This is a genomic window from Coleofasciculus sp. LEGE 07092, assembly GCF_015207375.1.
GTDB lineage: Bacteria > Cyanobacteriota > Cyanobacteriia > Cyanobacteriales > Coleofasciculaceae > LEGE-07092.
This window is the reverse complement of sequence record NZ_JADEWY010000026.1, coordinates 18,768-45,380: the sequence shown is the minus strand read 5'-3', so window position 1 is coordinate 45,380 and position 26,613 is coordinate 18,768. Positions and strand designations below refer to the sequence as shown.

The window sequence follows — 26,613 nt, the reverse complement described above, 5'->3', positions numbered from 1 at the left end:
ACTTATCAAGTGGGGAAATTACTTTTGTGTTTACCTTTGAGGCACTTTAGAACTGTGTAACAAACCCTGAAAATAAGTTGATATTTTGGAGTCAAGCCGATATACTTACGACGGCTTTTGTAACTATCATTACAACTGTCAGCAGAAAGAGGAGGTAAAGAGGTTGGCAAGAAGACGCAAGCGCAAGAGTCGCCGCCGCCAAGAGGGGCGCAAGATCCTGGAGCACGTGCCTCAGTATAATATAGAGAGCGGTGAAGATAAACCGGTGACAGCAGCACGGAAGTATATTCAATCAGCAGGAATTATTCCACCTGCTTTGCTGCTAGTTAAGCGAAATGAGCATACCACAGACCGTTATTTCTGGGCAGAGAAAGGTTTATTTGGAGCTCAATATGTCGAAGAAAATCATTTTCTTTTCCCGAGTCTGCGGATACTTGACTCTCCTGGGGAAAAGACTGCAGTCGCTGCTGGTAGCCGCTTATAGATAGCTGAACTTACTGACAGGCGCTTTTTATAGATATAGGCAATTCATCTCACTCCCGCAAGGGGGCGATGGATTGCCTAAATGCTATGTGGGGGAGTGGAGGAGCCGCCGATTTTAGGTAGGGTGGGCAAAATTTCTAAGGCTGAAATGCTTAGGCTATCTTTAGTTACTTTTGCCCACCTTACAGTATCTTGGGGTTCATTGTCAGTGCTGCAAGATTTGACTCAATTAACTCTGACTAGCAAGGGATTCTCTAGCTACAGCAGGAACCTCTACTGACGGATTTTTTCCGCTCAACCGATCTAAAATCTCTATCACTTCGCGCTCAAAGGCAACTTGAGCACGGTTAGTTCTGCCACCAGCATAAAAGCGATCGCCTTTTTGCAATGCCCAAATCTGAGAATGGGAAACATAGCTCATAATTACCCCCACCATCAACAAACCAAAGCCTGTATAAACCATCGGAATACCTGGGTCAGCTTTGATTTGTAAGCCCGTGCTACCAATAATATCCTTAATGCGCAGAGTAATACCATTGACTTGGGTTGCCATTCCTGGACGCACAGTAGAAACCAACTTACCCGTGGTATCGTACACTAGTAGAATTCCCTGCAAGTCTTTTGCCAGCACCGAGACTCCTTCACTCAAATCCGGTTTTATCGGCACCCACGTTCCCCAAATACGCCCTTTACCCCCCGTATCGAGTTGTGCCATGGGTAGCTGGAAAATAGGACTGTTGTTCAACTGCACTTGCACGCCAGCAATTCCCCAGTCCGTTTGGTAGAACGTAACCCCTTTATAACGCAGGGGTTTGTTAACGTAGATGGTTTGTTTGTCAACTTCCTGTTCTTGATCATCCAGAACCGATAAGTCGGAGTAAAATTGGTCAATTCCTCCTTCTGGCGTGTAATCAATCCAGAAGCGATTCACTCGTACTGACCAATCTTTAAGAATTTTCGGCTTTGCCCAAGGACCTGCATCAATAATATTTTGCACTTGAAAGGTTTCGCCACTAGGAACCAGTTCTTGAGCGATAAATCCAGTCATGGCTCCCAAAATTGCTCCTGCCAGGATAATCAGCATACTGGCATGGACAACAATCGGACCAATACGCCCGATAATTCCCTTACGGGCATAGAGGGTATCTCCTTCTCGAAACACACGATAGCGGCGTTCTTGCAGCAATTTAGATAAGGAATCAATAGAACCCGTTTCCAGTTCAGCACTAAGGGCAAGTTTCTGAAACTGGCGGGGTTCGGTGTAATACTTCCAGCGGCGTGCCGCTTTGAGGGCGGGAAACTGACGGGTGAAGGTACAGGCAGTGAGGCTACTGCCAAACAAGATAAGAATTGACAAAAACCACCAAGTGCGGTATACGTGGTCTAGTCCCAGCACTACGATAACTTTCCAGCTTAGGAAACCAAAGAGGGCTGGATGTTCTGGATAATTCCCTTGATAGAACGCCAGGGATTGACCTTGTTCAAGTACCGTACCGCTGATGCTAAAAAGAGCGATCGCCAACAACAGCACGATCGCTAGTCGCAAATCCGCTAGTACTGACAGCAGTTTACGTCGGAACAGACGTCCCATCTGGGTTAAAGAAGAATCTTCTAAAGTCATTTTATTTTTTAAAAAATTCCGGCAGGAATTCGAGACAGTAAAGAAAAAACACCAAATCCCACTAATAAAGCACCACTAGCGGGAGTAATCCAACTCGACCACTGGCGCAACTCCAATAACTTCTTGATTGAAGCCGTAAAGGTTCCTGCCACAATCAAAGGGACAACATAACCTGCTGTGTAGGATAGCAGCAAAATGCCACCTAAAAGCAAATCCTGCGTGGTAGCAACCCAACTTAGAATCGCCGCTAAAACCGGAGTACTGCAAGGGGAAGCGACTAAACCAAATGTCAAACCCAACAGATAAGAACGCACTCCTTGGGGCCAGTCTTGGGAAATCCACTCCATCCCCCCAAAGGAAGGTAATTGTAAGGGCAAGGCTTCCAGCAAGTTCAGCCCCATAATAATCGCAATCAAGCTGACGACTATAGGTAAACCGAGTCCAATTTGACCATAAACTCGCCCCACCGATGCCGCTAGAATTCCTAACCCTGCTAGTGTTGTTGCTAATCCCAGTGCAAACCAAGTGGACTGAGTCGCCGCTTCTTTACGGTTTTGGGTTTCGTAGCCGCCGATATAGCCAATGGTGATTGGCAGCATGGATAGCATACAAGGGGTCAGGCTAGTCAGCAACCCAGCCGCAAAAATAATGCCGATACTCAATCCGCTGAGGTGTGTTAGTTGATTGTCTACAAGGTGCTTGGCAAATTGTTCGAGTTCGTAAATTTGAATTTGCAGTGTTTCGATCATGCGGCTGGTAAATCCTGGAATGCCCGTTTTGCTTGCATTTTAACGCAATAGGGACTTGCTTTCAGGAATGGGGGATCGGTGCGGAACTTTATCAGCCAATAACCCCAGACTGTAATCTATCCGTCTGGTGCCGTTCTCGTATTTCACTTTAAGTATGGTACAGATTAAAACATAAACTTTTATCGTTAAATCCCTGATATGTCTGGTGTCCTAAAAATCAACATTACCGAATCCCCCGAAACACTGCATACTCTACTCGCTAAACAAAAAACGGCTCAGGGCAAGGAACGAATTCAAGCCTTGTATCTTCTCAAAACAGGACAAGTTGAAACCATACAACACCTAGCCCTAGTTTTGGGCAGGGCGCGGACAACTGTGCAGCGATGGTTGCGACACTACCGTCAGGAGGGTTTAACGGGTTTGCTGCGTGTGCAAAAGAGCCCCGGACGTCCTCCATCTCTACCAGATTGGGCTGTGGAACGTCTGCGTCAAGAACTCACTTCAACGCAGTTTACCAGTTACAACGATATTAAAATCTGGTTGGAAACTAATCTGGGAGTTGAAGCCTCTTACAAGGTTGTACACTCGGTCGTTCGTTATCAACTACAATTTAATTTGAAACTTGATAATATGTCCCCTGGCAGTAAAATTAAGTCGTGATGCAGTCACTCTAGCTGTTTTGCAACCGCGCCACCAATTCAGCACGCGCTGACACATTCAACTTCCTAAACATCCGTTTCAATGCTTGCTTCACGGAATTTTGAGTAATCCAGAGTTCAGCACCAATTTGTGCATTTGTCAAGCCCTTGGCAACTAACTCAGCAATTTCCCGTTCCCGTGGAGTCAGGCAACTTCCTGCCAGGGACTTCGGTTTTGGGGGTTGCGATCGCAAGGTTGCTAAACGGGATGATAAATGTAGGCACAGTCCCGTCAAGTCAGCTAAGTCCTTGTAATCAAAGGCGGGTTCCTCACTGGCACGAGCAAAATAAACACCACCCATCAGACGACCCCCACTAATAATTGGACCCATCATGATATGCTCGTGGTCATAGTGAGCGTAACAATTCTGGTACAGTTCCGATTGTTTCCAAACTTCTGGAGAGAGTACTAGGGCTTCATGTGCCGGAGCATGGTGTTCAATAACATAGCGCAGTACTGGATCGATTCGGCGACCGAGTTTATTGTAGCGCTCGACAAACCCATCAGAATCCGATCCCCCTTGCATTTGCACTTCAGCCGATTGGGATTCCTCATTCAGCAAACACAACCCCCAATACTGCGCGTCAAAATGCTTACCTAATGCATCCATCAGGTGCAGGCGGAGTTCCTGCTCATCACGAGCATCTGCGATCGCTTGAAAGAGGGTATGTAGAGAATTGGTCATTAACCGATTAAGCACCATGAACTACGAAAATCTTTTTTCCCACTCCCCACTCCCTAGTTTCAAGACGGTAGTGTACCCACTTGGGGTCTATACGGGTTTAAGTACTCCCTACTATGCTAGTTTACAGCAACGAAAAAGCTCACCAAAACAATAGGAGAGACCCATGGTAGCCATACAAACATCCGCTCGTGATTTCTTTCGGGCAGCTTATGAAAACCGCTACACCTGGGATAAGAACTTCCCTGGCTACACCGCAGACATTACGTTTAAGCAGGATGAGCAAGTTTTCACAGGCAAAGTTCGCGTCAACCCAGATATGAAGGCTGAAGTCTTTGAGGTAGACGACGAAGAAGCCAAGCAAGCCATTCACTCTCAGCTATGGGAAACCTCAATTCACCGCGTCCGTCGCACCTTTGAAGAAACCCACGGCAAGAACACCTTTTCCTTTGGGGAAACCGATGAAACCGGTGCTGTGGAAATCTTAATGGGGGGTAAAGCTGAAGGTGATAACTACAAAGTCCGGGATAATGAAGTATGCCATGTCCACCGTCATATTCATGGCGTTGTAGTCACCATTGATACCTTTAGCTCTCACAAAACAGGGGAAGGTTATCTCTCTCACCGTTACGATTCTGTCTACCACGACCCCAAAACGGGCGAACAAAAGGGGGGTAAGAGTGTGTTTGAGGATGATTATGAGAAGGTAGGGGATTATGTAATCCTGACACGCCGAGAAGTTCGCACTGAGACAGAAGGGAAAACGTCTGTTCAGGAGTTTATCTTCTCGAATGTGGAACTCTTAGAGTCTGCCAAAAAATAAATGATGGGGTTGGCAAGAAAGGAAAACCTAACTCCCCAGCCTGCTTCCTACTTCTCCCTAACCCTCTCCTACTCTTGAGAGGGAAAAGGAAAAACTTTGGTTCTTGGAAGGGGGAGCATTCGATCTTACACCCCTCTCCTGTTAGGGGAGGGGTAGGGGTCAAACAGCTAATTGCAACTGGCTTCTGCCGTGAGCGTAAGCGTTACCCAACGAAGCTATTTTTTGATACACTTAAGGATTAGCAGCAAAATTCCGCAGTACCCACTCAACATCTTTACTCATTTTGCCCCATAAAAAGCCGATTCACTCGTCTCAGGTTTGACTAGGGCTGTTTTTGGAATGGAGTAGGGTAAGTTTAATCGAATATATTCAAAAAAATGGGGTTTTGTTTTCGTGAAACATCTTTGGTTGGTGGGTATTGCGAAGGTTGATTGGGGGAGGGTTGGTGTGTGGAGTAGGTAATGTCTATTCTACAAGAGGAGCGATCGCACTCGGATTTATGAAGTGATCTAAATCACAAGATGCTCGCAACTCTGTCACGGTATCCCTGTGAGTTTTGAGGAATATTAAGAAAAGCGAGTTTAGTGACAGTAGTGTATGCGGTGTCCAATTCTTCTTCCTGGCGCTCTCTCGGAACTATTTGCCCAAGCCACCAGTTCTGGCTACATGACTAAAGCTGATCGCTACGGACTGATGGCAGCGTTATTAGAGGACGAATTAGGTAACGAAGAGAGATTTATTATCGATAGACTACTGCGGGCGGTAAAGCGAGGGCGGTTGAGGCTAGCTGATGAATTATCCGCTGTGACAATGGAGACGGCTATATCCTTTTCGGCAATAGTCTTAGCAGGGGGACAGAGTTCTCGCATGGGGCAGGACAAAGCTTTAATACCGTTTCAGGGTGTGCCGTTACTACGACAGGTTTGCGACGTTGCCCTCAACTGCACCGATGAGGTATTTGTAGTTACCCCCTGGCTGGAACGATATCAGGACGTTATCCCAACTCGGTGTCAAGTTATTCGGGAAGTTCCTCCTCTTGGAGAAACCCCATCCCAAGGTCCTCTGTTAGGATTTGCAGAGGGACTAAAACGGGTAAAAACCCATTGGGTGCTTCTGTTGGCTTGCGATATGCCTCACTTGCAAACCAAGGTTTTGCAAACTTGGGCGAAGGAATTACCCAAGACATCTAACGATACTATTGCTGTGTTGCCGCGACACCCAAAAGGATGGGAACCCCTGTGTGGGTTTTACCGACGCCAATCTCAGCCCCTGTTGACTCAGTATATTAATCAGGGGGGGCGCTCGTTTCAGGATTGGTTGGCGCAGCATCGAGTCAGGGAACTGTCTGTGAGCGATCGCAAAATCTTGTTTAACTGCAATACTCCAGAGGAGTTGGGTGCCTCTCTTTGACTCACTAAATAGATAGGCGGGAATAAGCCGAACTAAGTTGCCAAACGCAAAGATGCCCCAAACCCTGACTAAGGACAAATGACGACCTTTACCCGTTAACTTTAACCCGTGCCGATCTACTCATTAAAACTGATAGCTTACACTAAAGTGAAACCCCTCATCTTGAGCATTTTCGCCGCGATCATCCAAATCTACAAAGGGAATCCCATAGTCGAGGCGGAGATTTAAGTTGGGGATAGGTTCCCAAAGTAATCCTAATCCTACACTGGCTAAGAATGTCTGATCGGGTTGGTCATTGGGATTATCGGGATGATTCCAAACCGCGCCTAAATCGACAAAGGGCGCAAGTTGAAACGTAGGTAGTCCGTTTTGATTGCGTTCCAGTGTAATCCGATCTTCAACAGAGAAGCGAAAACCGTTGTCCCCAGAACGGGCGTTTTGCCTGTACCCTCGCAGCGTTTGTCCGCCACCGATTACAAATTGTTCAGAAGCGAGGAGAGAATCTGGGGTGAGTTGCAAGTTGGCATCAATAATTAATAGATGATTCTCGCCCAGAATTTGTACCCGTTGCACTTGACCCAACCAACTAAAAAAGCGACTATCTGGAATGGGTGAATCATTAGTCGTGGCGTCAAATAAGCCAGTGCCGATGCTAAATTGCGATCGCAAACTCCATGCACCCTGGATATCCCGTTTCAAATAGTCTTGTCCAAAGCGGAAGACACTGGTGCGACTCACCCCATCTTCATCGGGTCCAATCCCAAAGGGAGTGGGTAGGCGGTCAAAAATAAAGGTTTGACCATCTCGGTAACTAAACCCTAAAGATAGGGCAAATTCTTCTCGTAGGGTACGAATTAACGGTTGACGAAAACTAACTTCATAAAGTTCGGTTTCCCCTTCGATATTGAGAGCATCAAAGGGTTCTTCGGTAATTTCATTTCTGTCAATAACGGTACGCAGTTGCAGAGTGCCGTCTTTCGCATTCAGGGGAACCCGATAGCTGAAGTCAAATAAATCAGAACCGCCTGTGGTGGAACGGTAATAAGCACCAGAAAGCGTATCGCCAATTCCGATAAGATTGCGATAACCGAGTTGAAACCCTAAGCGTTCTGAACCAATACTAGGGGGGGAATAGTTATCAATACTGACGTTTCCATAGAACGGATTTGCTTCTTCAACTTGCACCACGAGAATACTTTCACCCGCTTCCGCACCCGCTTCTAAAGTGGCGTTTAGGGTGTCAAAAAGGGGATTGGTTCTCAACAGTCGCAATTGCTCTTCGAGTTCATCAACACGTAGGGGAGTACTGGTGGCGGATTGAATCCGTTTACGGATGTAGCTTGGCTTAAGTCGTTCGGTTCCGTCTATCTGAATTTCTGCTAAACGCCCTTCAATCACCTGAATCGTGACAACGCCATCGGTTACTTCTTGTTGCGGTAAAATTGCTGTCGAGGTAAAGTATCCAGCATCACGATAAAGTTGTGCGATCGCATCCGTGGCATTCTGAAGTTCTTGGATCGTAACAGTGCGTCCTTCCAAGGGTTCAATAATCGGATTGAACTCTTCTGCACCAAAAACAGTACTGCCAACGACTTCGATACTGCTAACATTTATTGTCGTTTCGGTTGGTTCAGAAGGGGGCGGTTGAATCGGTTCTTCACGAGTGGGTAAAACAGGTTCGGTTTCAGCGGGTTCAGAAGGGACGGGTTCGGGAGTGGGTTGGAGAAAACGGTCTTCGTTGGGGTTGGGTTGTTGGGCGAATTTAAAGGCAGGAAAATGTTCGATGTGTTCGGGTAAAGTTAGGGGAGGATTTGCCAAAGCGTAACCCTGTTCGAGTGTTGAAATCAGGGTAAACCCCCCAATGAGTAATAATTTAGTTTGTATCATCTCACTTCTCTTACACCCTGTCTTGAGTTATGCTAATTCAAGTCAAAATTGCCCGTGAAAGTCTTTTTTTGCTTTTCTTTTACGAATTATCCGCAAATCGTTGTATATATTCCTCAAAAGGAAGACGTTGCTCAGGTTTTAATATCTCTCGTATCGCCATTCTCCGCTCAAATTGCAACTGGGAAATTTGCGATCTTAACCCTTCAACATCATCGTACTTTTGGCGCACCTGAGTTTCTGAGGCGTCGGCGCTGACGATTAATGTTTCTAGTTCTTGTTGCGCTTCGTTCCATTCCTCGTAGAGGGGTTCAATTAAGGGACTAAATTGGCGGCGGATTTGATTAAGTTGAGCAATTTGTTCCTCGGTTAATCCTAATTGTTCTACGATTTGCGAGGGATCAGGCGGCGTGTACGTCTCTATCCTTTGGGCTTGCGACTGGCGTGGGATAGGTTTGGATTCAGCTAAAGCGTTAGCAGGAGTTAGGGTAAAAGCTAAGATTGTGATTGCAGAAATATGACGTAGCCACATAATTATTTTTTACCTCAGAAAATTATGGCTGGCTTATACTTAATTGGAATGGCACTGATATTAAGCATTTTTGGATTGCCAAAACCCTTGATATACCGTAGCCAAAATTTCAGCCCCATTCTACTTAATTGTGGGCAAATGATAGTATTGGTGGGTTACGGCGGACACCCGATTAAAACGTTATCTTCCTGATGAAGTATCCGCCTAACCCACCCTACAATAAATTGATTTTTTATTGATCAATACTCTAGAAGAAATCAATTTATCCCCAAAACATCAGGGATTTACTTTTTCTTCTTCGCAATCAACCCCATTTCTGGCGCTAGAACAATATCTTGGATTGATTTCTTGTCCTATATCAGTTTGCATTTGATTAATGACGGCATCAGATATCCGTTGGTGTGTTATACCAATAGCATCCTTAGTCTTCACCGCTTCCAGGAAATTATCCCAGTGGCGTTGAGTGTTTACCATCGCCTCTAGTCCTCTATTTCTGTTGAAGTTATTTGCCCTTAGTGAATCTTGTACGATATTACCTGTCCATTCAAGTATCGGGTCAACTTCGCTGGGCTGAAGTGTCAGTGGTAGACTTGGCGAGGTTCTATTAATCGATTGTATGGCTGGATTAACAACATTATTGACAACTGGACTAATTGACGAATCCGTCGAACCAATATTGATGGTTCTCCCATTGTCTCCAATGATTTTTGTATCCGTTGTATTAGTTCCAGAATTTGCCGTGTCGGAGTCAGAGGTGTCAGCATCAGTTTCAGGAGTCTCTCCAGGGCTATCCGTCTCACTACCCGTGTCTGGAGTGTCTGTATCGGTTCCAGGCTCAAGAGTATCTGTTGTTCCGGAATCTATAACAATTACTCCTCCAGGAGTCTCCCCAGAAGTATCAGTGTTTGGAGTTTCTGGATTAGTTCCAGGAGCAACAGAACCAACAATAATCAGTTCTCCAATCACCTCAATCGGTCCTCCAATCGCCTCAATCAGTAATTTAGAAATTTCTACATCAACTAAAGTCACGCGCTCTCCTAAAAAGAGCATCTTAGAAGCATCAAAAGTTCCAGAAACAACAGCCGTTCCACTTTCTGTCGGAATTGGCTGATTTGAAGCTGTTAACCAGACTTGACCCTGATCATCAACTTGAATTTCTGTGGCTGGAATGAGAGTTCCACCTGTGACTAACTGCGCCAGACTTGCAGGAGAGATATCACCAATCCCGTTATCATTAAACTGTGCCACATCCAGCTTTAAACCCAGCGCCATTCCGTCTTGGTTAATCACCACCTGACTGGTTCCGGGCACAGAGGCAACAGTAATATTTCCCCCTGGTGCAGAGAACGTCCCTGTATTAATTACTTGTCCAGCAGCAACCGTCAAACTTTGCCCCTCACCCACAGCCAAATCCCCTGCATTAACAATGCTCCCTGGCTGTTCCATGGCAAAGGAAAAATTAGTGGGAGAACCCATGAGCGTGTTATAACTATTGTCACCAACGGCGTTAAACTGACCGCCCTCAAAGCCGATACTACTAGCTGTCGTGGCGGTAAAAGCAGCCGGAACATTTAAACTAGCATTATCTCCAAAGACAATTCCAGCAGGGTTCATCAAAAAGAGGTTAGAGTTCCCACCCGTAACCTGAATTAGCCCATTAATCAGGGACGCTTCTCCACCAACAACCCGACCTAAAATGTTGCGAATTTGCGGGTTGGAGAGGAAGTTGGCGGTTTCTTCTTGACTCAAACCAAATTTCTCAAAGCTGTGGAAAAGATTGCTCCCATCTCCAGAAAGTAGGCCGCCATCAATGATAAACTCCTGACCGTCTTGGGTAACAATCGTTCCCGCCCCATCAGGCGCAATCTTTATCGATTGGGCTGAAGTTGGTTTATTGCCAACGCCTAGAGAAAGTAAGGCTGTAGCAATTGAAATGGAAAATCCGAGTTTCTTGAGGTTTGACATCCTGAATTCCTCAATTCAGTAGAGCTTTCAGCTATCAGGTTTAATTATGGATCAATTATAGTTATTGCTTTACTTCGTCGTCAAGTATTAATCGTTACTTTTGATGGATTGATAGGCGATCGCTGGTTAAGTTTCTAGATCAATAACTTCAATACTCTTAACAGATTTTAAATTAAAAAATATAACTAATTATTTCGTTTGTCGCCCTATAAATTGTTTGTTTTGACAAACATTTTGACAAACAAAGTTGAGGAATTGATTCAATTTGTAAACGTCACCAAGCAAAAGGTTGTGGTGCTGTAGGGCTATTCCGCTACGGGGAAGAGTGCTTTGGTGTCTTGCTAATACCAGGGTTAATAGCAACCGCCCGGTATTATATCATAAGTAGGCAGGCGATCGCATCTGCCCTAATCCGGATTTATACCCATTGGGTGAGAATATGAAGTGTTGTTATATAGAAAGGTCATAATCAACCTTTGCTAGTCTTATAAGTACATCCCTTCCCATCACCCCTACGAAAGCAACGATGTCTGGTAACGCTTCCCCTCTTATTCAAACGCTGAACCCAGAGCGCTGGGTCGGGTTGAGCATGGACTTCATCGGGGCAGGCTGTGCGGGGCTTTTGGTCAAAAACGGTCAGCTTGTGCGGAAGTTGAAGCCGGGGCGTCACTTCAGTTTTGCTGTCCCCTTCTTTGAAAAATGCGAACTGGTTTTAGTTGATACAAAGATTCGCAACCTAGAGATTATCTCTCAGGGAGACTTCCTATCCCGCGACCAATACCTCCTCAATATCTCCCTGAACGTGATGTATCAGGTTGTCGATGCCAAACGAGTCGCACTGGAACTATCCGAACCCATTGCCGCCCTCACTAGCGCCGTTAAAGATAGTCTAGGTGTGGCAGTGGGGCAACTATCGGTAGAACAGTTGCTCAATCAGGGACGGGTACAAGTCCGCCAGTACTTGCTCAACCATGCCGAAGTATCCTACGCCTTGGGGTTTGCCCTAGAAGATGTGCGAGTCGGCGATATCAGCTTCCCCCAAACTCGCGGAATTATTCGTCAAGTGGAAGGAATGAGCGCTCGCCAGGAAGCTGAACAGCAAGCGGCACTGAAAATGCAAATTGCTGAAGCCGGTCGCCCCGTAATACCTCCTCCCCCCGTGCAGCAGGTGAATATTGTCTCCAGTTCTAAACCCAACGCCAATACCCCTGCTTTCGGCGCTACCTTAGATGCCAATGCTATAGCCGGAGAATTGCCGACTCAAGTCGAACTGCCAGGGAAAAAGAAACCCCTACTTGCTCCCACTATTATTGCTGACAATACAGGGGAAACCGTAGCCCGTCTAATACACCGCTTATCCGGTGCAATTTTCATCTTATCAGCCACCCCCTGCACCATTGGACGGGAACCCAGCAACACCCTCGTCCTCGACGATGGCTTATCCTCCCGCCACCACGCCCGTATTGTCCGACAAACTGACCTACAGGGCAATCGTCGATACCAAGTTATTGATGTGGGTAGTTCCAATGGCACCTTCGTAAACGGAGAGCGACTAGCACCCAATCAACCCTGTTGGCTGAATTCTGGGGATGTCATCCGCGTCGGCATTCAGGAATGGATGCTGGAACAGGAGTAGAGCTGGTTGACTGACAAAACTTGTGAGCAGTTACCCCGAAAGCCCTCACCCTTGGGGACACGAAGAGAATAGCTCGGCTCCCCTCTCCCCAAGGGAGAGGGGTTGGGGGTGAGGGCTGTACTTCATCAGTATGAGAACCGCTATAACGTCTCTACATCTGTATTGATGTAGATTCAAATTTTGCTTTCAGACCTAACCTGGGAACAAAAGCAACGACTTATTGTCTGGAGTTATTTATTGGTAAGCAGTCATGGGTTGCTTTTAGCGATGATACCAAATCTGGTTTTATGGCTGACAACTAAAAGTCGCGGCTATAGGAACAAATTCCGCCTGTGCGGGCTAGAGGATGAGGGCGATGTGCAACCCGAATTTGACATGAATCTTTTAGTTTGAATAATCATGTGACAGTTAAATAACAGTCTACTGGTTAGTCATAGTTTTATGTTTTAGTGTTAGCTAAAAACGGCTAATTGACTCAATTTTAATATAGTACTAATCATAACAGTATTGAATTCTATTATAAAATTATTTTCTCAAGAAATAAAATCCTAGCTTACAATATCCATCTTGACCTCATTCAATAGGGTGAAGCTTATCGCTTAAAAAAATATCCAATCAATTGGAACCTTTTGTTTCTTTTCAACGACTTTAAAAATAACAACGCAACACTACACCCTAACCCTTGAGGCAAGTAATCATGAAACCTACAATCAAATCTGTTGTTACTCTTTCTGCTTTAGCTGCTACGGCGATCGCTCCAGTTTTACTATCTGCTGATATGGCTTCAGCGAAACCAACTGGAACAGATGCAAACTATATTGGTGCTGGAGTATCAGCCGGTGTCGCTAATGGCGGACAAGATGGTGATGCTGCTACTTTTGGCGGTAACATTCAAGGTAGAATTACCACTTCAAAAGCTCCTGTTTCTCTGCGTGGTGCTGTCCTGTTCAGCGATGACACGAGCGCAATTATGCCCATAGTTTCCTATGACGTTCCTGTCACCAATAACGCCAACCTTTATGTTGGTGCTGGCTATAGTTTCGTTGAGAAAGATGGAGAACCTACTCCTCTAGGTAATAATGATGCTCCTGTTGTCACCGTAGGTGGTGAAGCTCAATTTGGGCGGAATATTGTTGTCTACGGTGATGCCAAATGGGGTATTGACGCTTATCAAAATAGCCCCGCTGATGCTCTCAGTTTCCAAGGGGGTGCAGGCTACCGCTTCTAATCAAGAGTACAGTTTGATGGCTGTGCATTGAAGGGGAGAATTTGATGCGATCGCTTACTCATTATTAGTTACTGTAGGGACACGGCATTGCCGTGTCCTAAAACCATTTTTGCACTCTCACCCCTACACGCCATTGAAGATGCTCAAGGGTAATCCCTTCATAAAAAGGGAGGAAATCTTTACCATACTCTAAAATTATTATCAGTTCTTCCGAAGACAGATAGATACAATTGAAGTAGAACCGAGGCGGAAAGCACCTTGGTTCAATTAAATTATGAGGTTATGACAATGACTGCTGAACTGAGCCAAGTTTTATGGTTTATCTTGATTGTTTTTATTTTCTCCACAGTATTATCTCCCCTGTTGTGTTGGATTCTCCCCAATAGAACTCGCAAAACCCTGGCATAGTAAGGTGTAACGTTTCTCTGTCTGGTGAAGTATAAAGCCCTGGATTTCAGGGAGTAGGGAGTAGGGAGCTGGGGAGCTGGGGAGCTGGGAGATGTGACTCTTCTACCCATCTTCCCCATGGAATATCATAGAAACTTTAGCCCACCGAGAGACGGTGGGTTAATTATTGAGAGGGAGCGATCGTAGAACTATACAGCCCAGCTAATTCCTGTTTATCATACTGCTGAGAGATGCGCCTGGGTATTACCCCCCGAACCCCAGGTAAAATTGTCAACGAAAAGTGAGACGATAGTTGATTGTCACGACTCAGCAGTGGGGAACCCCGATTGGGACAAAGCCCATGTATAAAAAGCTCAAACAACTATTGACTGCAATAATAGGAAGCCAGGGTGTGACTAGCAGCCCCTCACCTGGAGATGGGGTAAATACCTCTATTGCCTCGCTCCCTGTTCAATTCAGCTCCACCTCACCACAAGCTGAGAGTCAAGTAGAAAGCCAAATCCAGGAAAGTACGGCCGAATTAAAGCAAATTAACAAGCAACTGCGGTGTGAAATTGCTTACCGAAAGCAGGTAGAACACGCCCTGCGAGAGAGCGAAGCTAAGTATCGAGAACTGGTTGAAAATGCCAATAGCATTATTTTGCGCTTAGACATTCAAGGCAGCATTACTTTTTTTAACGAGTTTGCCCAAACCTTCTTCGGTTATTCGGAAGCAGAAATCTTGGGATGTTCGGCAAACGGCAGTATTATCCCAGAAACAGAAACCTCTGGCAGAAATCTGACGACTCTGATCCAAGATATCGTTCAACAGCCGGAGCAGTACCGCTATCATGAAAACGAAAATATCCGTCGTGATGGCAGTCGAGTTTGGGTGGCTTGGACGAATAAAGCTATTTTCGACCCTAGGGGTAAGGTTAGCGGTATCCTCTGCATCGGCAATGATATCACCGAACGCTATCTTACTCAGGCAGCACTGGAAGTTGCCAACGAAGAATTAGAGCATCGAGTTGCAGAGCGAACGGCGGCTTTAACCCAGGCGAACGAGCAGTTGCGCCAAGAAATTGCCGAACGCCAACGAGGGAGGGAAAAAGAACAGCAGTTAATTGCATCCTTACAAGCGGCTAAAGGTCAGATGCAAGCGGTTTTAGATGCAGTGCCGGGGTGCGTTTCTTGGATTCGCTCTGATTTGAAGTATGAGGGGGTTAACCGCTACCTGGCTGAGATGTTCCAACTATCACCGGAGGATTTTATCGGTGAGGAGTTGGGCTTTAGGAATTCGGCAGCAGGGTTTAAGGCATTTATCACCCAGTTTTTTGCTAGTCCTGAGCGGGAAGCTTCTATAGAACTAGAAACCCCGGTTAACGGTATTTCACGGCACTATTTGTTGGTTGCTCAGAAATACCTTCAAGGTGGGGCGGCTGTCTGCGTTGGCGTTGATATTACCGAACTCAAGCGCACGGAAGAGGCATTACGGTTTAGCGAGGAGAAGTTTGCCAAAGCCTTTCGCTGTTGCCCCAACTCGATGACAATCAGTACCTTAGCAGAGGGGCGCTACCTGGAGGTGAATGAAACGCTGTTGCAGTATTTAGGCTATGAACGTGAAGAGGTAATCGGTCGGACGGTTGAGGAGTTGAATATCTGGGTTCATCCCGAAGACCGCGATCGCATGGTACAACATTTGCAGCAGCATGGAGCGATTGATAACGAGGAGTTTGAGTTCCGCACCAAGTCGGGTGAAATTCGAGTGGGTTTGTTATCAGCAGAAATTATTACCCTTGGGGATGAACCCTGCCTCCTGGCACTTAGCAATAATATTACCGAGCGCAAGCGAGCGGAAGCCCAATTGCGGGACGCTGCCCAACGCGATAGCTTATTGGCAGAAATTGCTGCTCGCATTCGGCAATCCCTCGATTTAGATGAAATTCTCAATACGACCGTACAAGAAGTCCGCCAATTCCTGCAAGCTGACCGAGTTGCAATCGCCTACATGGATGGAGAAATGCAGGGGAAGGTAATAGCTGAATCGGTAGACTCTCAATGGCGCTCCTGTCTGGGCTTAACCGTTAAGGGGGATAGCTACTTGCAGGAACTGAACTCGCTGTTTGAGCAAACCGATGCCCAGATTATTGAAGATATCCGTTTAGTTGAGGATAAAACACCCGAACGCGCTGAATTTTTAAAACAATTTCAAATTAAAGCCGCTTTGGGTGTTTCTATTGTTGTGGATGACCAAATGTACGGTATGTTGGTTGCTCACCAATGTAGCAGTCCCCGTCGCTGGCAACCGTTGGAAGTTGAGTTGCTGCGAAGTTTGGCGACTCAAGTGGCGATTGCCATCAAGCAAGGGCGACTGTATCAGCAGCTATCGGTACTCAATGCCAGTTTAGAATGCCAAGTGGAGGAACGCACTGCTCAACTTCAGCAAAAAATGCAAGAACTGCAAGAAATTAACCAATTAAAAGATGTTTTCTTGCACGCCGTATCTCATGACCTGCGCACACCTGTAATGGGGATGTTAATGGTATTGAAGAATTTGCTCAATACTTCTTTGCCATCGGTCAGCGATTCTTTGTCGAACCCAGGACAAAGAACAATCCTAGTACCTCGTTCTATTTTAGAGCGAATGGTTCAGAGTAGCGATCGCCAACTTAACCTGATTAATTCTCTGCTTGAAGTTCACGCTAGCGAACGACACGGCATTTCCTGTCAGTTAGAACCCCTATCCTTAGGTCAATTTGTTCGGGATGTGGTTGCTGAGGTGGAGCCGTTGTTACGGAAAAATCAAGTAACTCTGGAGAATTTAGTGCCAGAGGACTTGCCATTGGTAAGGGCTGATGCGGCTCAACTGTGGCGGGTGTTTGAGAATTTGATTGCCAATGCCATGAAACACAACCCACCCGGAATTAACCTCACTATTAGCACTAAGGTAGAAGGGGGGAAAGTTCGTTGTGCGATCGCAGACAATGGAGTGGGCATGGAGCAAGCGCAGTGCGATCCCCTTTTTGAACTCTACTATCGAGGGGCTTCCGCTCGCCAGTTGAGTGGTGTTGGTTTGGGGTTGTACCTCTGTCGTCAAATTCTCGCAGCCCACGGAGGCAAAATTGGTGCGATTAGTTCTCCTGGGAGCGGTACAACGTTCTGGTTTACGTTGCCCCTGCATCAAACTTGACCCAGAATCATAACAAAATTTTAAAAGTTTAGGAGTTTGGATTGAAAAGTAGGTATCGTTCCCTACTCCCGTTCGGACTTCGGCGTGACCCTTCGACAGGTCTTACCCTAAGCTTGCCGAAGGGCTCAGGGCGGAGACGCTCAGTGTTCACTGAGGCTTCTCGAAGTGTCGAACGCTGATGCTCACGGCAAAAGCCTACTCCCCAGCAACCCTTATCCTGCCTACGAAATACTTCCCGCTTCAATCCTACTGGTTGAGGTAGAAGCAAGCTGTTGATTAACCTTCAGTTGAGTGCTATTCAGCTTCAAACCCAAACGGTTAACAATCAAGCTAGTCTCCATCAAGGTTCTAGGCAAACAGATGCAAACTAGAGCGCTCAACAGGCTTATTACCAAGCAGTCAACCATATTTTTACCTCTGCTCCCTACTGTTCTTAATTACCTGTGTTGGCAATTAATTTCTCTCGTTTATTAATTATCGGGGTAAATAGCAGAAAACAGGCAACGGCAATGGTTTAAGTTCATTGTAGATGTGATAAGATTTTATTATTATTCGGTGAAATCAGGGAATCGATAGTACTGCTTTTTTGATCTGTCCTTCATCTACCAGGGTATCAGTCATGCGACTTCAGAAAACTGGACTTATTGCCCTCATCACGTTCTTCGTGGTTATTTCAACACCGTTGCTGCTCGCTCAAACAGCGTCATTCTCAACAAGCCTTTCAACCAATATCCCTAGAGTAGAGTACCAAGATATTCAGCCGTTGCCCCCCCAGGAAGTTGATGCCATCGTACAGTCAAACTCGTCGGTATTGACTCTCGATCTGGATATAAGCGATCGCTTAAATAAGGTTCAGTCATTGAATAATCGAGGGCTAGCTCTATATCAAGACAATCAGCTAGAAGAGGCTGAACAAACATTGGGCGAGGGCATTCGGGTTTGGGAATCCTTACCACCTGGATTGGATGAAAATGATGCTGATTCACTATCAATCTTGGAAACCGAGGCTACTACCTACCGCCTTTTGCAAAAAGTCCTAATCGCCCAGAACAAAAGTGATGCCGCTTTAGAAATTGCAGAGCGGAGTCGGGCTAGAGCATTGTTGGAATTGTTGGCGGCTCGTTCCCCGAAAGTTCCTAATGCGGCATTGACTATTACTCCACCGACGATTGAGCAGATTCAAGACATTGCCAAAGCGCACAATTCTACACTGGTGGAATATTCTATTATTGACGAGTATTCTACTGAACTCGGTCAGGCTCAGGAATCAGAACTTTATATTTGGGTGATTCAGCCGACTGGTGAAATAACCTTTCGCAAAAGCGATCTGAAACTGCTATGGCGGAAAGAAACGACGACACTGGCTGAGTATGTGGGCAGTATTCGTCAATCTCTGGGTACATTACTGTGGGGTGTTGATAGTTTTGAGGGCGGAGAGGTTCGACCCTTTCAGCAACTGTATCAAGTTTTAATCGAGCCAATTGCTGACCAATTACCCACTGATCCAGACGCTCATGTTATCTTCATTCCTCAACAAGCTTTGTTGATGATTCCCTTTGCTCCTCTCCAAGATGAGTCCGGGAAATACTTGCTCGAAAAACACACGATTTTGACGGCTCCTGCGATAATAGCACTGGATTTAACCCATCAAGCTAGGCAACGCATCCCAGAATCCGTTGAAGAATGGTTAGTAGTGGGTAATCCTACCCCAATGCCTTCTGAGTTTTCCCCGCTACCGCAAGCAGAACGGGAAGCAGAAGCGATTGCCGCTCTTGTCAAAACCCAAGCAATTACAGGCAAAGTGGCGACGAAACCAACCATCGTTGAGCAAATGCTTTCTTCACGAGTGATTCATCTAGCGACTCACGGCATATTAAATGAAAAGCAGGGATTAGACAGTGGGGTGGCTTTTGCACCGACGAGTACGGATAACGGTTGGCTAACGGCAAAAGAAATTTTGGATTTAAAACTCACCGCCGAATTAGTGGTTTTGAGTGCTTGCAATACTGGGCGTGGGCGTGTCACGGGGGATGGATTCGTTGGGTTGTCTACCTCTCTCATTTTATCGGGTGTCTCTAGTGCGATCGTCTCTCTTTGGTCAATTCCCGATTCACCGACAGCCTTCTTGATGACGGAATTTTATCGCCTTCTCCAGCAAAATCCTGACAAAGCCCAAGCGTTGCGGCAGGCGATGTTGGCAACGAGGGAAAAACATCCTGCTTTGCGGGATTGGGCAGCATTTACATTGATTGGGGAGTCGTGACTGGTTAGTTATGGGTGGATAATCGGATGAATAGCTATTTCTTAGGAAAGCAATAAGTAGGTCGGCACAATTAAAGTTAACAGGTGAAGGTCGTCATTGGTCATTGGTCATTGGTCATTTGTCCTTGGTAAAGATTTCAGCCATCTTCACATTTAGCAACATAGCTTAGTTTATTCCCACCTACTTACTTACCCTCAATCCAAAACTTATCTATCCAATGACAGGTTTTCCCCAAACACCAGCAAAGGACGAGCCCATGCGGAGCGTTCATACCACCAACTTCCCCCAAATCCTAACTCAATTGGGGATTTCCCTCGTCGTCTATACCTACCAAGGGGGTAAACTAATTGTCCTCCGCGCTGATGGAGAACACATTAATACTCACTTCCACATCTTCTACCCGTTTTTCTTGTCTCTGTACCCTCGACTTTGAGTGCTGCTTGGCGACTAACAAAACCGCTGCAACCAAGCTGCTTTGTGAAAAATCCGAGTTAAGCCTCTGGCTCCTGTTTGCGCTTTAGCACTGAACCTACACCAAAAGCACTAAAAGCCAAGAAACCTAACGTAGAAGATGGTTCGGGAATGGGTCTGGGACTAGGGGGAGTTTGTTGCGGGTTGAGATTGAGATTGTTAAACTCACTGGTTTCACCGCTTCCAAGAATGTCAACCGCAGAAAGGATTTTTCTCCCACTACTCGGTATAAAAGGCCACATCACCGCTGTGGAAATATTGATGTGTCCTCCGTTTAGAGTTGTGGTTGGTATCTCTGTACCGGAGAAAGGGCGTGGTGTCTCGACATCAATATCGTTATCAAATCTTGTGTCGGCGCGAAAACCTGAACCCGAGTTGAGAATTCCTAACCCGTGTCCGATTTCGTGCAAGGCGACAGTAAACAAATCAAATCGACCAATAGCGTCACCAACGGCATTGCTGTAGATGCGTCCAGTATTGACATCACCTCCCCCTAGGTTCTGCGTAAACTCTGTAAATGCCAAATATTCCTCGTTCTGATTGGGAGTAGGATCTAGAAACCAGCGACTAGAACCATCGTTGTCAAAGCGAATGATGCCTTCTATATCACGGGAAGGAATTCCACCTCGACGGCGAGGACTGTAGGTTCCTAAAAAACGGCTGAGTGGAGTCCAGCTATAGTTAATTGTTAAAGTATGGTCATCCAGAATAGCCTTTTCCCACAAGTCGGCAGCAGCATTGAAGACATCAACTAAGTTGCCTCCTCCTGTCGCATTTATGGGGGAGCTTCCCCCGGTAAAATTGCGAATAATGGTTATAGCTTGAACTTTTGACGTTGTTGATAGTAGAGCAGATACAGAACCTAGCGTAGCGAATGTAAATAGCTTGATTAGTCGTATCATTTTCAACATCAGTCCTCGGTGAATTTTTGGTACAACTCGTTCAGAAAAAAAGCCGATGCCTCTGCTAATGTCGCCGTAGTAGTAGCAGCAGGAGTTGGGGTTGATAGCACCTTTTGCTGTGTTGCCAGTAATAAATAGTGCTGTTAGTTACTGTCCCGCGACTTCAGATGCCGCAATGTTAAAGATGCGGGAGTTGTTATTCCTGCTAACACTCCGCAGATTAGCGCCGGGTTTGAGAATATTTACCGAATCAGTAATATTAAGCTCTCCAGTCGTAAGGGTGATGGTGCTGGGAAAACTGCTGATGTCAAAGAAAATCTCATCTGTACCCGCTTGGGCGTTAGCATCAGAGATGGCATTACGCAGACTGCCCATCCCTGAGTCAAAAAGGTTTGTAACTGTAAAAGTAGCCATTTACCTATTCCCTAAAGTATCTTTGAAAAGTTCATAATCCGGTTTCACCCAGAAGTCAGAGTACTATTGATTCCCAGGAAAAAATCCAACAAAAATCGTCTTCATGAAATCTTTAATAAGTTACTTTTTATGAATATTTATAGTTGTAAACACTTATTACAATGTAAAGTTAACGCAACAAATTCCCTAAAGCTCTGATAGAGGTAAAATCAGCCAAGCATCACTTTTATTAAAAACACTTTTATAGCTATATGTACATTAATATTTATTTATTAACGCCTGGTAACGACGTAAATACGTTCGACTCATCAAAAAAAGTTATAATGAAGTTCTTGCTCTGGAGAGGACTTTACTTCACACAAACTTCATAAAAGCTATTCACAGATGCGATCGCACTAACTCAAACCGTTTCAGGGTTTCGGTAAAAGTAGCCATTTATCGACCCGTATTAGGCGCAAAACGTGCTTTCCTATCTTCACCAACAGTCGCTTCAAAGGTTGACCCTTCCGCTTCCACACGCAGCGTCCCCGTTTTCCAACCCAAAGAAATCGGTGCTTTGCCGTCAGAAGGCTTGTAGAGTTCAAAGTGGTTAAACCAGTCATGTTCAACACCGTTACGAGTCAGCCTTGGTAATTCATTTGGAGAATTGTGAGTAAGTTTGAGGCGATTACCCATTGCCCCAGTAAACTGTACTGTACCCGTTGAACTATCACTCAAATCTAACTGACTTTTAGCTTTAACGGCTTCTTTAAATGCCTCATAACTCCCGTGAGACTGCGGTTCTCCCACTTCCAAGGCAAAGCCAGCGTAGCCACTTCTTGGTGTAATGGCTTTCAGGGTTTGTTCCTGACTGTAAAACTTAGCAAATTTCTCATCCGGGATGTCAACATTAACGTAAAAACTGAGATTAATTGGATGAACAGCTAGCCATGTTTTCTCTAACTCAAAGAACCAAATACCCTCTTCAATCTCAGCCTTAGCCGTCTTGGGTAACTGGAAGAAAAACGAATTATCTGATGCAGGTCGTAACCAGAGCAACCCATTACGGTATTGCCCAATTTGGTCGCCTGGGTTTTTTCCAGGTCGGACGCGATCGCCCCCGGTATTCGCCACAAAATAATCGACACCCCGTTGCGAGTTGTACGCCATCAACTTAAACGGTGCGACATCACCATCACCGAACTCTCCAGCGATGCTGCCCATTTGGTAAGTATGACCGAAAAAAGTGGTTTCCCAATAGGCAGGTCGGTCTTCACCTCCAGGTTTCCAATTTTCGTAGATGGGTTTAGTGGCTAACAGTTCAACGGGCTTTTCAAACTGCTTTCGTGCTAGTGCTACAACTGCTAGTGGGGGACGGTAGGCACTGGTAATGGCGTGAATTAAATCTCGTTCGGGTTCGGGGTTGGGAGAGGTGACATCGCCAAAGTAAAGCCAGAACATCCGGGCGGCATCGGCACCATACACAACGTTGCTGGGTCCTTGGTCGCGCTTATTCGGTCCGCCAAAACCCCCTCGGTAATATTTCACCGCTGCTGCTGCTGAGAGCCAATCTAATGCCGCTTTCCCTAATTTTTTCACCTCTGGGTCTTTGGCAAAATCGTAAAGGTTCAGGTATGCGGCAAAGGTATGACCGTGATAGGTTTCTGAGTCCCATTCACCCATACCAATGTTATAAAGTGCCCAGACATAGCGCTGAAGTTTCTGCTTGTACAGCCGTCTAGTTTCTTCATTGCCCGTTTCCTCTGCCATCAGATAAACCGCTACCTCTCGCATTGCCCGCAAGTTGTCGGTATTGCGCCCATCCACCCAGCCACCCCGCACGTTAGGACCCCAGCCATCACCACTGTCATCACCGTTGCCATAGATAGGGTGAGGGCGATTGAGGGGGTCTTTTTCCGTCCACTTTTTGGCACCCTCAAACATTTGTTTTTTGTATGCTGGGTCGAGAAATTTGCCGAAAAAGAAATATTTTCTAATTTGTCCTTTCAGAGTAAAGGAATAGTAGTAATCAATGCCGTTAGTATGTTGATTATCACTGGCTTGAGCATCTGCCGATTGCAGAAGCTCTAGCGCTTTCTCACGATTACCTGCCAGAAAATCAAACATGGCATAGGGATAAGACCGCTTTTCATTTTCGCCGGTAGTATTGCCGTACCCTTCACCTGCAAAGTAGGGAATTACCTCATTAGCCCGCTGCCAAAATCCGGCTTCTAATTCGGAAGTCCAGAAGTTTTTATATTCTTGAGCTACAGGTAATGGCTCAACCCGAATCAGTTTATCTGTAGAGGTGTTATCTTGTTGCGTTTCTTGGGCGGGTAGGGTGGAAATAAATCGGGATGCACAGCCAAGAACGGCGAAGGTTAGGAGAGAAATTGCGAATGAGTAACGAAAAATAGTAAGGTGTTTCATTTGTAATATTAGTAATTAGTAATTACTTCCTTAGTTCCTACTCCCCATCTCTCCCCCGCTCCCCTAAAAAGATTCTACAAACCCAGCAGCATTTTTATGCCCTCCCCCCCCATACTGCTTGGCAATGGCACTAACATCAAAATCACCAACAGAGCGCAAACCCCAATGGCGCTTACCATTTTTTCCATCTAGATAGTAAGCGGAGAAGGGGGCATCGGGGTATAACTGGCACAGGCGATTTCCCACTTCTGAACAGAAGACAGTAGCATTCACGCAGGGAATCCTATAGCCTCCAATTTCCCGCCACTGTACCTGCTTGCATATCCGTTCAACGATTTGATTCGTTAACTTTAAAATAATTTTTCCTTCCGTTCTCAGAGTGGTGATTCCTTCCGCATTGGCCAATTCATCCCATACCTGAAACTCTAGGGGATAAGCCCGTAATGCACTCGTTACTTCTCGACTATCTTCTAGTTTAAATTGCCATAAATCCCGGTCTTGGATGTATAATAAAAACTCTGGGGGTGGAACTGTCTGGCTGTGAAAGTATTCCCAACTTAAAATGGCTCCTGACTTTTCCATGTCGAAGGTAGCTCGCACAGCATTTTTGTTAAGTAAGAAGGTTTCTAAATTTTTAGATTCAAAGACGGCTAGGGCTTCTTGTGCCGTTTTGTGATGGTCTAAAACCGTCACTTGTTGCACTTGTTTGCCCATTTTTTCTAAGGTGAAACGATTATAGCTAAAGTCGAGAATGTAAACAGTGGAGCCAGGTTCTAGTTGAGGCGGTGGCTCTCCATGTTTGACTGGAATATAGTCAGCTTGGTTATTGAGCGCTTTCCAAGCTGCCCAAGCTGCACCAAATCCGTCATAACAGTTAGCGTGATAGAGAATGTAAATCTTGGAATGGGTCATAATTTTATTCTGTTCATGTGAATAGTTATCATTTTCTGCCTTACTTAATTCCAGAAATTATCGTAACTGGGTTTTAGTTATCAATAGTTTGACTCCCTAGAATCACAATAACTTCATCTCCGCCATTATCATCGATCAGTGCCTGTCATTGCCTGCTATACTGCCCAAGGGATGTGTTGAAAAACTAGTAATTCCATGATTGACTACTCCACCACAATCTCGACGATTATCGAGCAAGCTAAAATCTCCGAAGATGCTTTACCCATCCGGAACAAGGAGTGCCGCTCGAAATTCTTTTTCCACCCCCATCCTACTCCAAAAGTTTGCCTGTTCTTCCACGGATTCACCGCTGGTCCCTACCAATTTGAGCCTCTGGGAAAAGCCTTGTTTCAGGCAGGTTATAACGTCTTAGTTCCCTTGATGCCCGGTCATGGAGTTGCCGGACATGACAACGGCGAGAATCCTCCTCCCTTACCTACAGATATTCAAGTTTACCAACAGTTTGTGCTGGAGTGGTTGCAACAAGCTATACCCTTAGGCAAACAAGTAATCCTGGGAGGATATTCCATCGGCGGTACCTTGGCAGCTTGGTTAGCTCAAAACTCTCCCCAATTTATTGAAAAAACTCTACTCTTTGCACCCTACCTAAGCAGTAACACGATTCTCATAGATTGGTTGGTACAAATTCTCCCCTTTTACTATGAATGGCTCAATAAAGATAATCCCGGAAATTTTGGCTACGAGGGCTTTTGCATCCCAGCATTAGAAGTCTTATTAGATTTGGGGCAGGAGGTTCTCGATCGCGCTGAAATCATGCCTGCTACCCCAATATTAATGGTTTCTAGTAAGAGCGATCGCGCCACCAATCTCCAGGATCAGCAAGATTTATTTGAAGCTGTCCTCAACCATCAGCCGCAATCCTGGTATTATTGTTTCAAGGGAGAGTTAAATATTCCTCACACCATGATGACTGAAGCGGAGGGAAATAAATACCTCAGTTTACTCCTAGACGTAACTAAAGCTTATGTGGACAGCCATCAAACTTGGACAGAAGTCCAAGAAAAAGGATTACCGCTTTAATTAGCTATTAGAGTTACTAGAAACACGCACGGCATAGTGCGCGGGCTTAATTTTTTTTCCATAACTTTTAGCATATACTTTTGTGAATTCTGCCCCCAAAAATAGAATTTGAGCCGAATAAAAAACCCAAGTCAAAATAACAACTAAGGAACCCGCTGCACCGTAGGCAGAACCCACGCCCATTTGACCTAAATAAAACCCCAGTAGTGCTTTGCCAATCTCAAACAGTACCGCTGTGATGATTGCGCCTACACCAACATCCTGCCAAGCAATTTTGGCATCAGGCAAAACTTTATAAACCATCGCAAATAGCAGGATAGCAAGTCCGAAAGAAATGAGAAAGTTGAGAAATTCCCATAAGTAACTGAAGCCCGGTATTAAGTCCCTAAAATAATTGTTGATAATCGCTAAAATTGCACTAACTACCAAGGATACGAGCAGTAAAAATGCAACCGCCAACACCATCGAAAATGATAAAATACGTTTGCGCAAAAAGAGCTTGATTGAGTTTCCGGGCTTTAGTTTTACCTCCCAAATCTTATTCAGTGACGTTTGCAGTTGAGCAAACACGATAGTTGCGCCGAACAGAAGGATGCCGATATTGAGCAAGGTGGGGAAAATACCTCCATCTGGCTCGATATTGCTAGTATTTTCAATCGCAACCTGAATGAATTCAGCCGCATCCTTACCGACAACCTCTTGAATTTGCCTTACCAGCTCCCCTTGAGCTGCCTGTTCCCCAAATACTGCTCCAGCAATTGCGATCACAATAATTAAAAGTGGTGCCAGAGAAAAAACAGTGTAATAGGCTAAGGCGGCTGCCATTAGCGAGGCTTGATCCTTCTGCCATTGAGAAAAGGTTGCTTTGATCAA

The 26,613-nt window shown here is 45.6% G+C and carries 21 protein-coding genes; 10 read left to right on the top strand and 11 right to left on the bottom strand.

Annotated elements, in window-relative coordinates; translation table 11 throughout:
• Positions 1–163 precede the first annotated feature (163 nt).
• Positions 164–484, top strand: a complete 321-nt coding sequence (locus IQ257_RS08805) for a DUF3155 domain-containing protein (protein ID WP_193876552.1) — start codon at positions 164–166, stop codon at positions 482–484.
• A gap of 228 nt (positions 485–712) precedes the next feature.
• Here IQ257_RS08805 and IQ257_RS08800 read toward each other — a convergent pair whose 3' ends face one another.
• Together IQ257_RS08800 and IQ257_RS08795 are read right to left on the bottom strand one after the other, a co-directional pair.
• Complete coding sequence (locus tag IQ257_RS08800) at positions 713–2,104, bottom strand: cytochrome c biogenesis protein (protein WP_193876554.1); 1,392 nt, start codon at positions 2,102–2,104, stop codon at positions 713–715.
• Between the two features lie 8 nt (positions 2,105–2,112).
• Positions 2,113–2,853, bottom strand: coding sequence for a cytochrome c biogenesis protein CcdA (locus IQ257_RS08795; protein ID WP_193876556.1), 741 nt, complete (start codon positions 2,851–2,853; stop codon positions 2,113–2,115).
• Between the two features lie 198 nt (positions 2,854–3,051).
• On the opposite strand from IQ257_RS08795, the gene IQ257_RS08790 reads away from it, so the two are divergent.
• On the top strand, positions 3,052–3,513 hold the full coding sequence (locus tag IQ257_RS08790) for a helix-turn-helix domain-containing protein (protein ID WP_193876558.1): 462 nt from the start codon (positions 3,052–3,054) through the stop codon (positions 3,511–3,513).
• Positions 3,514–3,523: 10 nt separating this feature from the next.
• On the opposite strand, the gene IQ257_RS08785 is transcribed toward IQ257_RS08790, so the two are convergent.
• Positions 3,524–4,237: a helix-turn-helix transcriptional regulator gene (locus tag IQ257_RS08785; RefSeq protein ID WP_193876559.1), complete on the bottom strand. Its 714-nt coding sequence runs from the start codon at positions 4,235–4,237 to the stop codon at positions 3,524–3,526.
• Between the two features lie 163 nt (positions 4,238–4,400).
• On the opposite strand from IQ257_RS08785, the gene IQ257_RS08780 reads away from it, so the two are divergent.
• Positions 4,401–5,057, top strand: coding sequence for a DUF3386 domain-containing protein (locus IQ257_RS08780; RefSeq protein ID WP_193876561.1), 657 nt, complete (start codon positions 4,401–4,403; stop codon positions 5,055–5,057).
• Positions 5,058–5,654: 597 nt separating this feature from the next.
• Positions 5,655–6,467, top strand: coding sequence for a molybdenum cofactor guanylyltransferase (locus IQ257_RS08775; RefSeq protein ID WP_193876563.1), 813 nt, complete (start codon positions 5,655–5,657; stop codon positions 6,465–6,467).
• 123 nt (positions 6,468–6,590) lie between these two features.
• Here the strand turns inward: IQ257_RS08775 and IQ257_RS08770 are convergent, their stop codons facing one another.
• The 3 genes from IQ257_RS08770 to IQ257_RS08760 all read right to left on the bottom strand — a co-directional run bounded on the left by IQ257_RS08770 (position 6,591) and on the right by IQ257_RS08760 (position 10,848).
• Positions 6,591–8,354, bottom strand: a complete 1,764-nt coding sequence (locus tag IQ257_RS08770; protein ID WP_193876565.1) for a ShlB/FhaC/HecB family hemolysin secretion/activation protein — start codon at positions 8,352–8,354, stop codon at positions 6,591–6,593.
• A gap of 79 nt (positions 8,355–8,433) precedes the next feature.
• Positions 8,434–8,883: a Spy/CpxP family protein refolding chaperone gene (locus IQ257_RS08765; RefSeq protein WP_193876567.1), complete on the bottom strand. Its 450-nt coding sequence runs from the start codon at positions 8,881–8,883 to the stop codon at positions 8,434–8,436.
• A 276-nt stretch (positions 8,884–9,159) separates the two neighbouring features.
• Positions 9,160–10,848, bottom strand: a complete 1,689-nt coding sequence (locus tag IQ257_RS08760; RefSeq protein WP_193876569.1) for a filamentous hemagglutinin N-terminal domain-containing protein — start codon at positions 10,846–10,848, stop codon at positions 9,160–9,162.
• A 526-nt stretch (positions 10,849–11,374) separates the two neighbouring features.
• On the opposite strand from IQ257_RS08760, the gene IQ257_RS08755 reads away from it, so the two are divergent.
• From IQ257_RS08755 to IQ257_RS08735, 5 genes are all read left to right on the top strand, one after another.
• Positions 11,375–12,484, top strand: a complete 1,110-nt coding sequence (locus IQ257_RS08755) for an FHA domain-containing protein (RefSeq protein ID WP_193876571.1) — start codon at positions 11,375–11,377, stop codon at positions 12,482–12,484.
• Between the two features lie 697 nt (positions 12,485–13,181).
• Positions 13,182–13,712, top strand: a complete 531-nt coding sequence (locus IQ257_RS08750; protein ID WP_193876573.1) for a hypothetical protein — start codon at positions 13,182–13,184, stop codon at positions 13,710–13,712.
• Between the two features lie 799 nt (positions 13,713–14,511).
• Positions 14,512–17,289 (top strand): PAS domain S-box protein, encoded by a 2,778-nt coding sequence (locus IQ257_RS08745; RefSeq protein ID WP_193876575.1) that lies wholly within the window; start codon positions 14,512–14,514, stop codon positions 17,287–17,289.
• A 619-nt stretch (positions 17,290–17,908) separates the two neighbouring features.
• Entirely contained in the window at positions 17,909–19,552 is a 1,644-nt protein-coding gene (locus IQ257_RS08740; RefSeq protein ID WP_193876579.1) for a CHAT domain-containing protein, read from the top strand.
• Positions 19,553–19,808: 256 nt separating this feature from the next.
• A complete protein-coding gene (locus tag IQ257_RS08735; RefSeq protein ID WP_228060544.1) occupies positions 19,809–19,985 on the top strand; it encodes a TIGR03032 family protein in 177 nt (58 codons plus the stop codon).
• A 58-nt stretch (positions 19,986–20,043) separates the two neighbouring features.
• Here IQ257_RS08735 and IQ257_RS08730 read toward each other — a convergent pair whose 3' ends face one another.
• From IQ257_RS08730 to IQ257_RS08715, 4 genes are all read right to left on the bottom strand, one after another.
• Positions 20,044–20,934 (bottom strand): hypothetical protein, encoded by an 891-nt coding sequence (locus IQ257_RS08730; RefSeq protein ID WP_193876581.1) that lies wholly within the window; start codon positions 20,932–20,934, stop codon positions 20,044–20,046.
• A gap of 138 nt (positions 20,935–21,072) precedes the next feature.
• Positions 21,073–21,339 carry a hypothetical protein gene (locus tag IQ257_RS08725; protein WP_193876583.1) on the bottom strand — a complete coding sequence of 89 codons (267 nt, stop codon included), beginning with the start codon at positions 21,337–21,339 and terminating at the stop codon, positions 21,073–21,075.
• Between the two features lie 435 nt (positions 21,340–21,774).
• Complete coding sequence (locus tag IQ257_RS08720; RefSeq protein ID WP_193876585.1) at positions 21,775–23,748, bottom strand: hypothetical protein; 1,974 nt, start codon at positions 23,746–23,748, stop codon at positions 21,775–21,777.
• A 63-nt stretch (positions 23,749–23,811) separates the two neighbouring features.
• Complete coding sequence (locus IQ257_RS08715) at positions 23,812–24,660, bottom strand: DHH family phosphoesterase (protein WP_193877540.1); 849 nt, start codon at positions 24,658–24,660, stop codon at positions 23,812–23,814.
• 195 nt (positions 24,661–24,855) lie between these two features.
• Between IQ257_RS08715 and IQ257_RS08710 the strand changes: the two genes are divergently transcribed.
• Positions 24,856–25,740 carry an alpha/beta hydrolase gene (locus IQ257_RS08710; protein ID WP_193877537.1) on the top strand — a complete coding sequence of 295 codons (885 nt, stop codon included), beginning with the start codon at positions 24,856–24,858 and terminating at the stop codon, positions 25,738–25,740.
• On the opposite strand, the gene IQ257_RS08705 is transcribed toward IQ257_RS08710, so the two are convergent.
• Positions 25,741–26,613, bottom strand: coding sequence for a YihY/virulence factor BrkB family protein (locus IQ257_RS08705; protein WP_228060543.1), 873 nt, complete (start codon positions 26,611–26,613; stop codon positions 25,741–25,743).

Excerpts from the sequence above, each read along its gene's own strand:
- IQ257_RS08800 (WP_193876554.1), bottom strand. The coding sequence starts at position 2,104 with ATGACTTTAGAAGATTCTTCTTTAACCCAGATGGGACGTCTGTTCCGA.
- IQ257_RS08795 (WP_193876556.1), bottom strand. The coding sequence starts at position 2,853 with ATGATCGAAACACTGCAAATTCAAATTTACGAACTCGAACAATTTGCC.
- IQ257_RS08790 (WP_193876558.1), top strand. The coding sequence starts at position 3,052 with ATGTCTGGTGTCCTAAAAATCAACATTACCGAATCCCCCGAAACACTG.
- IQ257_RS08785 (WP_193876559.1), bottom strand. The coding sequence starts at position 4,237 with ATGACCAATTCTCTACATACCCTCTTTCAAGCGATCGCAGATGCTCGT.
- IQ257_RS08780 (WP_193876561.1), top strand. The coding sequence starts at position 4,401 with ATGGTAGCCATACAAACATCCGCTCGTGATTTCTTTCGGGCAGCTTAT.
- IQ257_RS08775 (WP_193876563.1), top strand. The coding sequence starts at position 5,655 with ATGCGGTGTCCAATTCTTCTTCCTGGCGCTCTCTCGGAACTATTTGCC.
- IQ257_RS08770 (WP_193876565.1), bottom strand. The coding sequence starts at position 8,354 with ATGATACAAACTAAATTATTACTCATTGGGGGGTTTACCCTGATTTCA.
- IQ257_RS08765 (WP_193876567.1), bottom strand. The coding sequence starts at position 8,883 with ATGTGGCTACGTCATATTTCTGCAATCACAATCTTAGCTTTTACCCTA.
- IQ257_RS08760 (WP_193876569.1), bottom strand. The coding sequence starts at position 10,848 with ATGTCAAACCTCAAGAAACTCGGATTTTCCATTTCAATTGCTACAGCC.
- IQ257_RS08755 (WP_193876571.1), top strand. The coding sequence starts at position 11,375 with ATGTCTGGTAACGCTTCCCCTCTTATTCAAACGCTGAACCCAGAGCGC.
- IQ257_RS08750 (WP_193876573.1), top strand. The coding sequence starts at position 13,182 with ATGAAACCTACAATCAAATCTGTTGTTACTCTTTCTGCTTTAGCTGCT.
- IQ257_RS08740 (WP_193876579.1), top strand. The coding sequence starts at position 17,909 with ATGCGACTTCAGAAAACTGGACTTATTGCCCTCATCACGTTCTTCGTG.
- IQ257_RS08735 (WP_228060544.1), top strand. The coding sequence starts at position 19,809 with ATGCGGAGCGTTCATACCACCAACTTCCCCCAAATCCTAACTCAATTG.
- IQ257_RS08730 (WP_193876581.1), bottom strand. The coding sequence starts at position 20,934 with ATGTTGAAAATGATACGACTAATCAAGCTATTTACATTCGCTACGCTA.
- IQ257_RS08725 (WP_193876583.1), bottom strand. The coding sequence starts at position 21,339 with ATGGCTACTTTTACAGTTACAAACCTTTTTGACTCAGGGATGGGCAGT.
- IQ257_RS08720 (WP_193876585.1), bottom strand. The coding sequence starts at position 23,748 with ATGAAACACCTTACTATTTTTCGTTACTCATTCGCAATTTCTCTCCTA.
- IQ257_RS08715 (WP_193877540.1), bottom strand. The coding sequence starts at position 24,660 with ATGACCCATTCCAAGATTTACATTCTCTATCACGCTAACTGTTATGAC.
- IQ257_RS08710 (WP_193877537.1), top strand. The coding sequence starts at position 24,856 with ATGATTGACTACTCCACCACAATCTCGACGATTATCGAGCAAGCTAAA.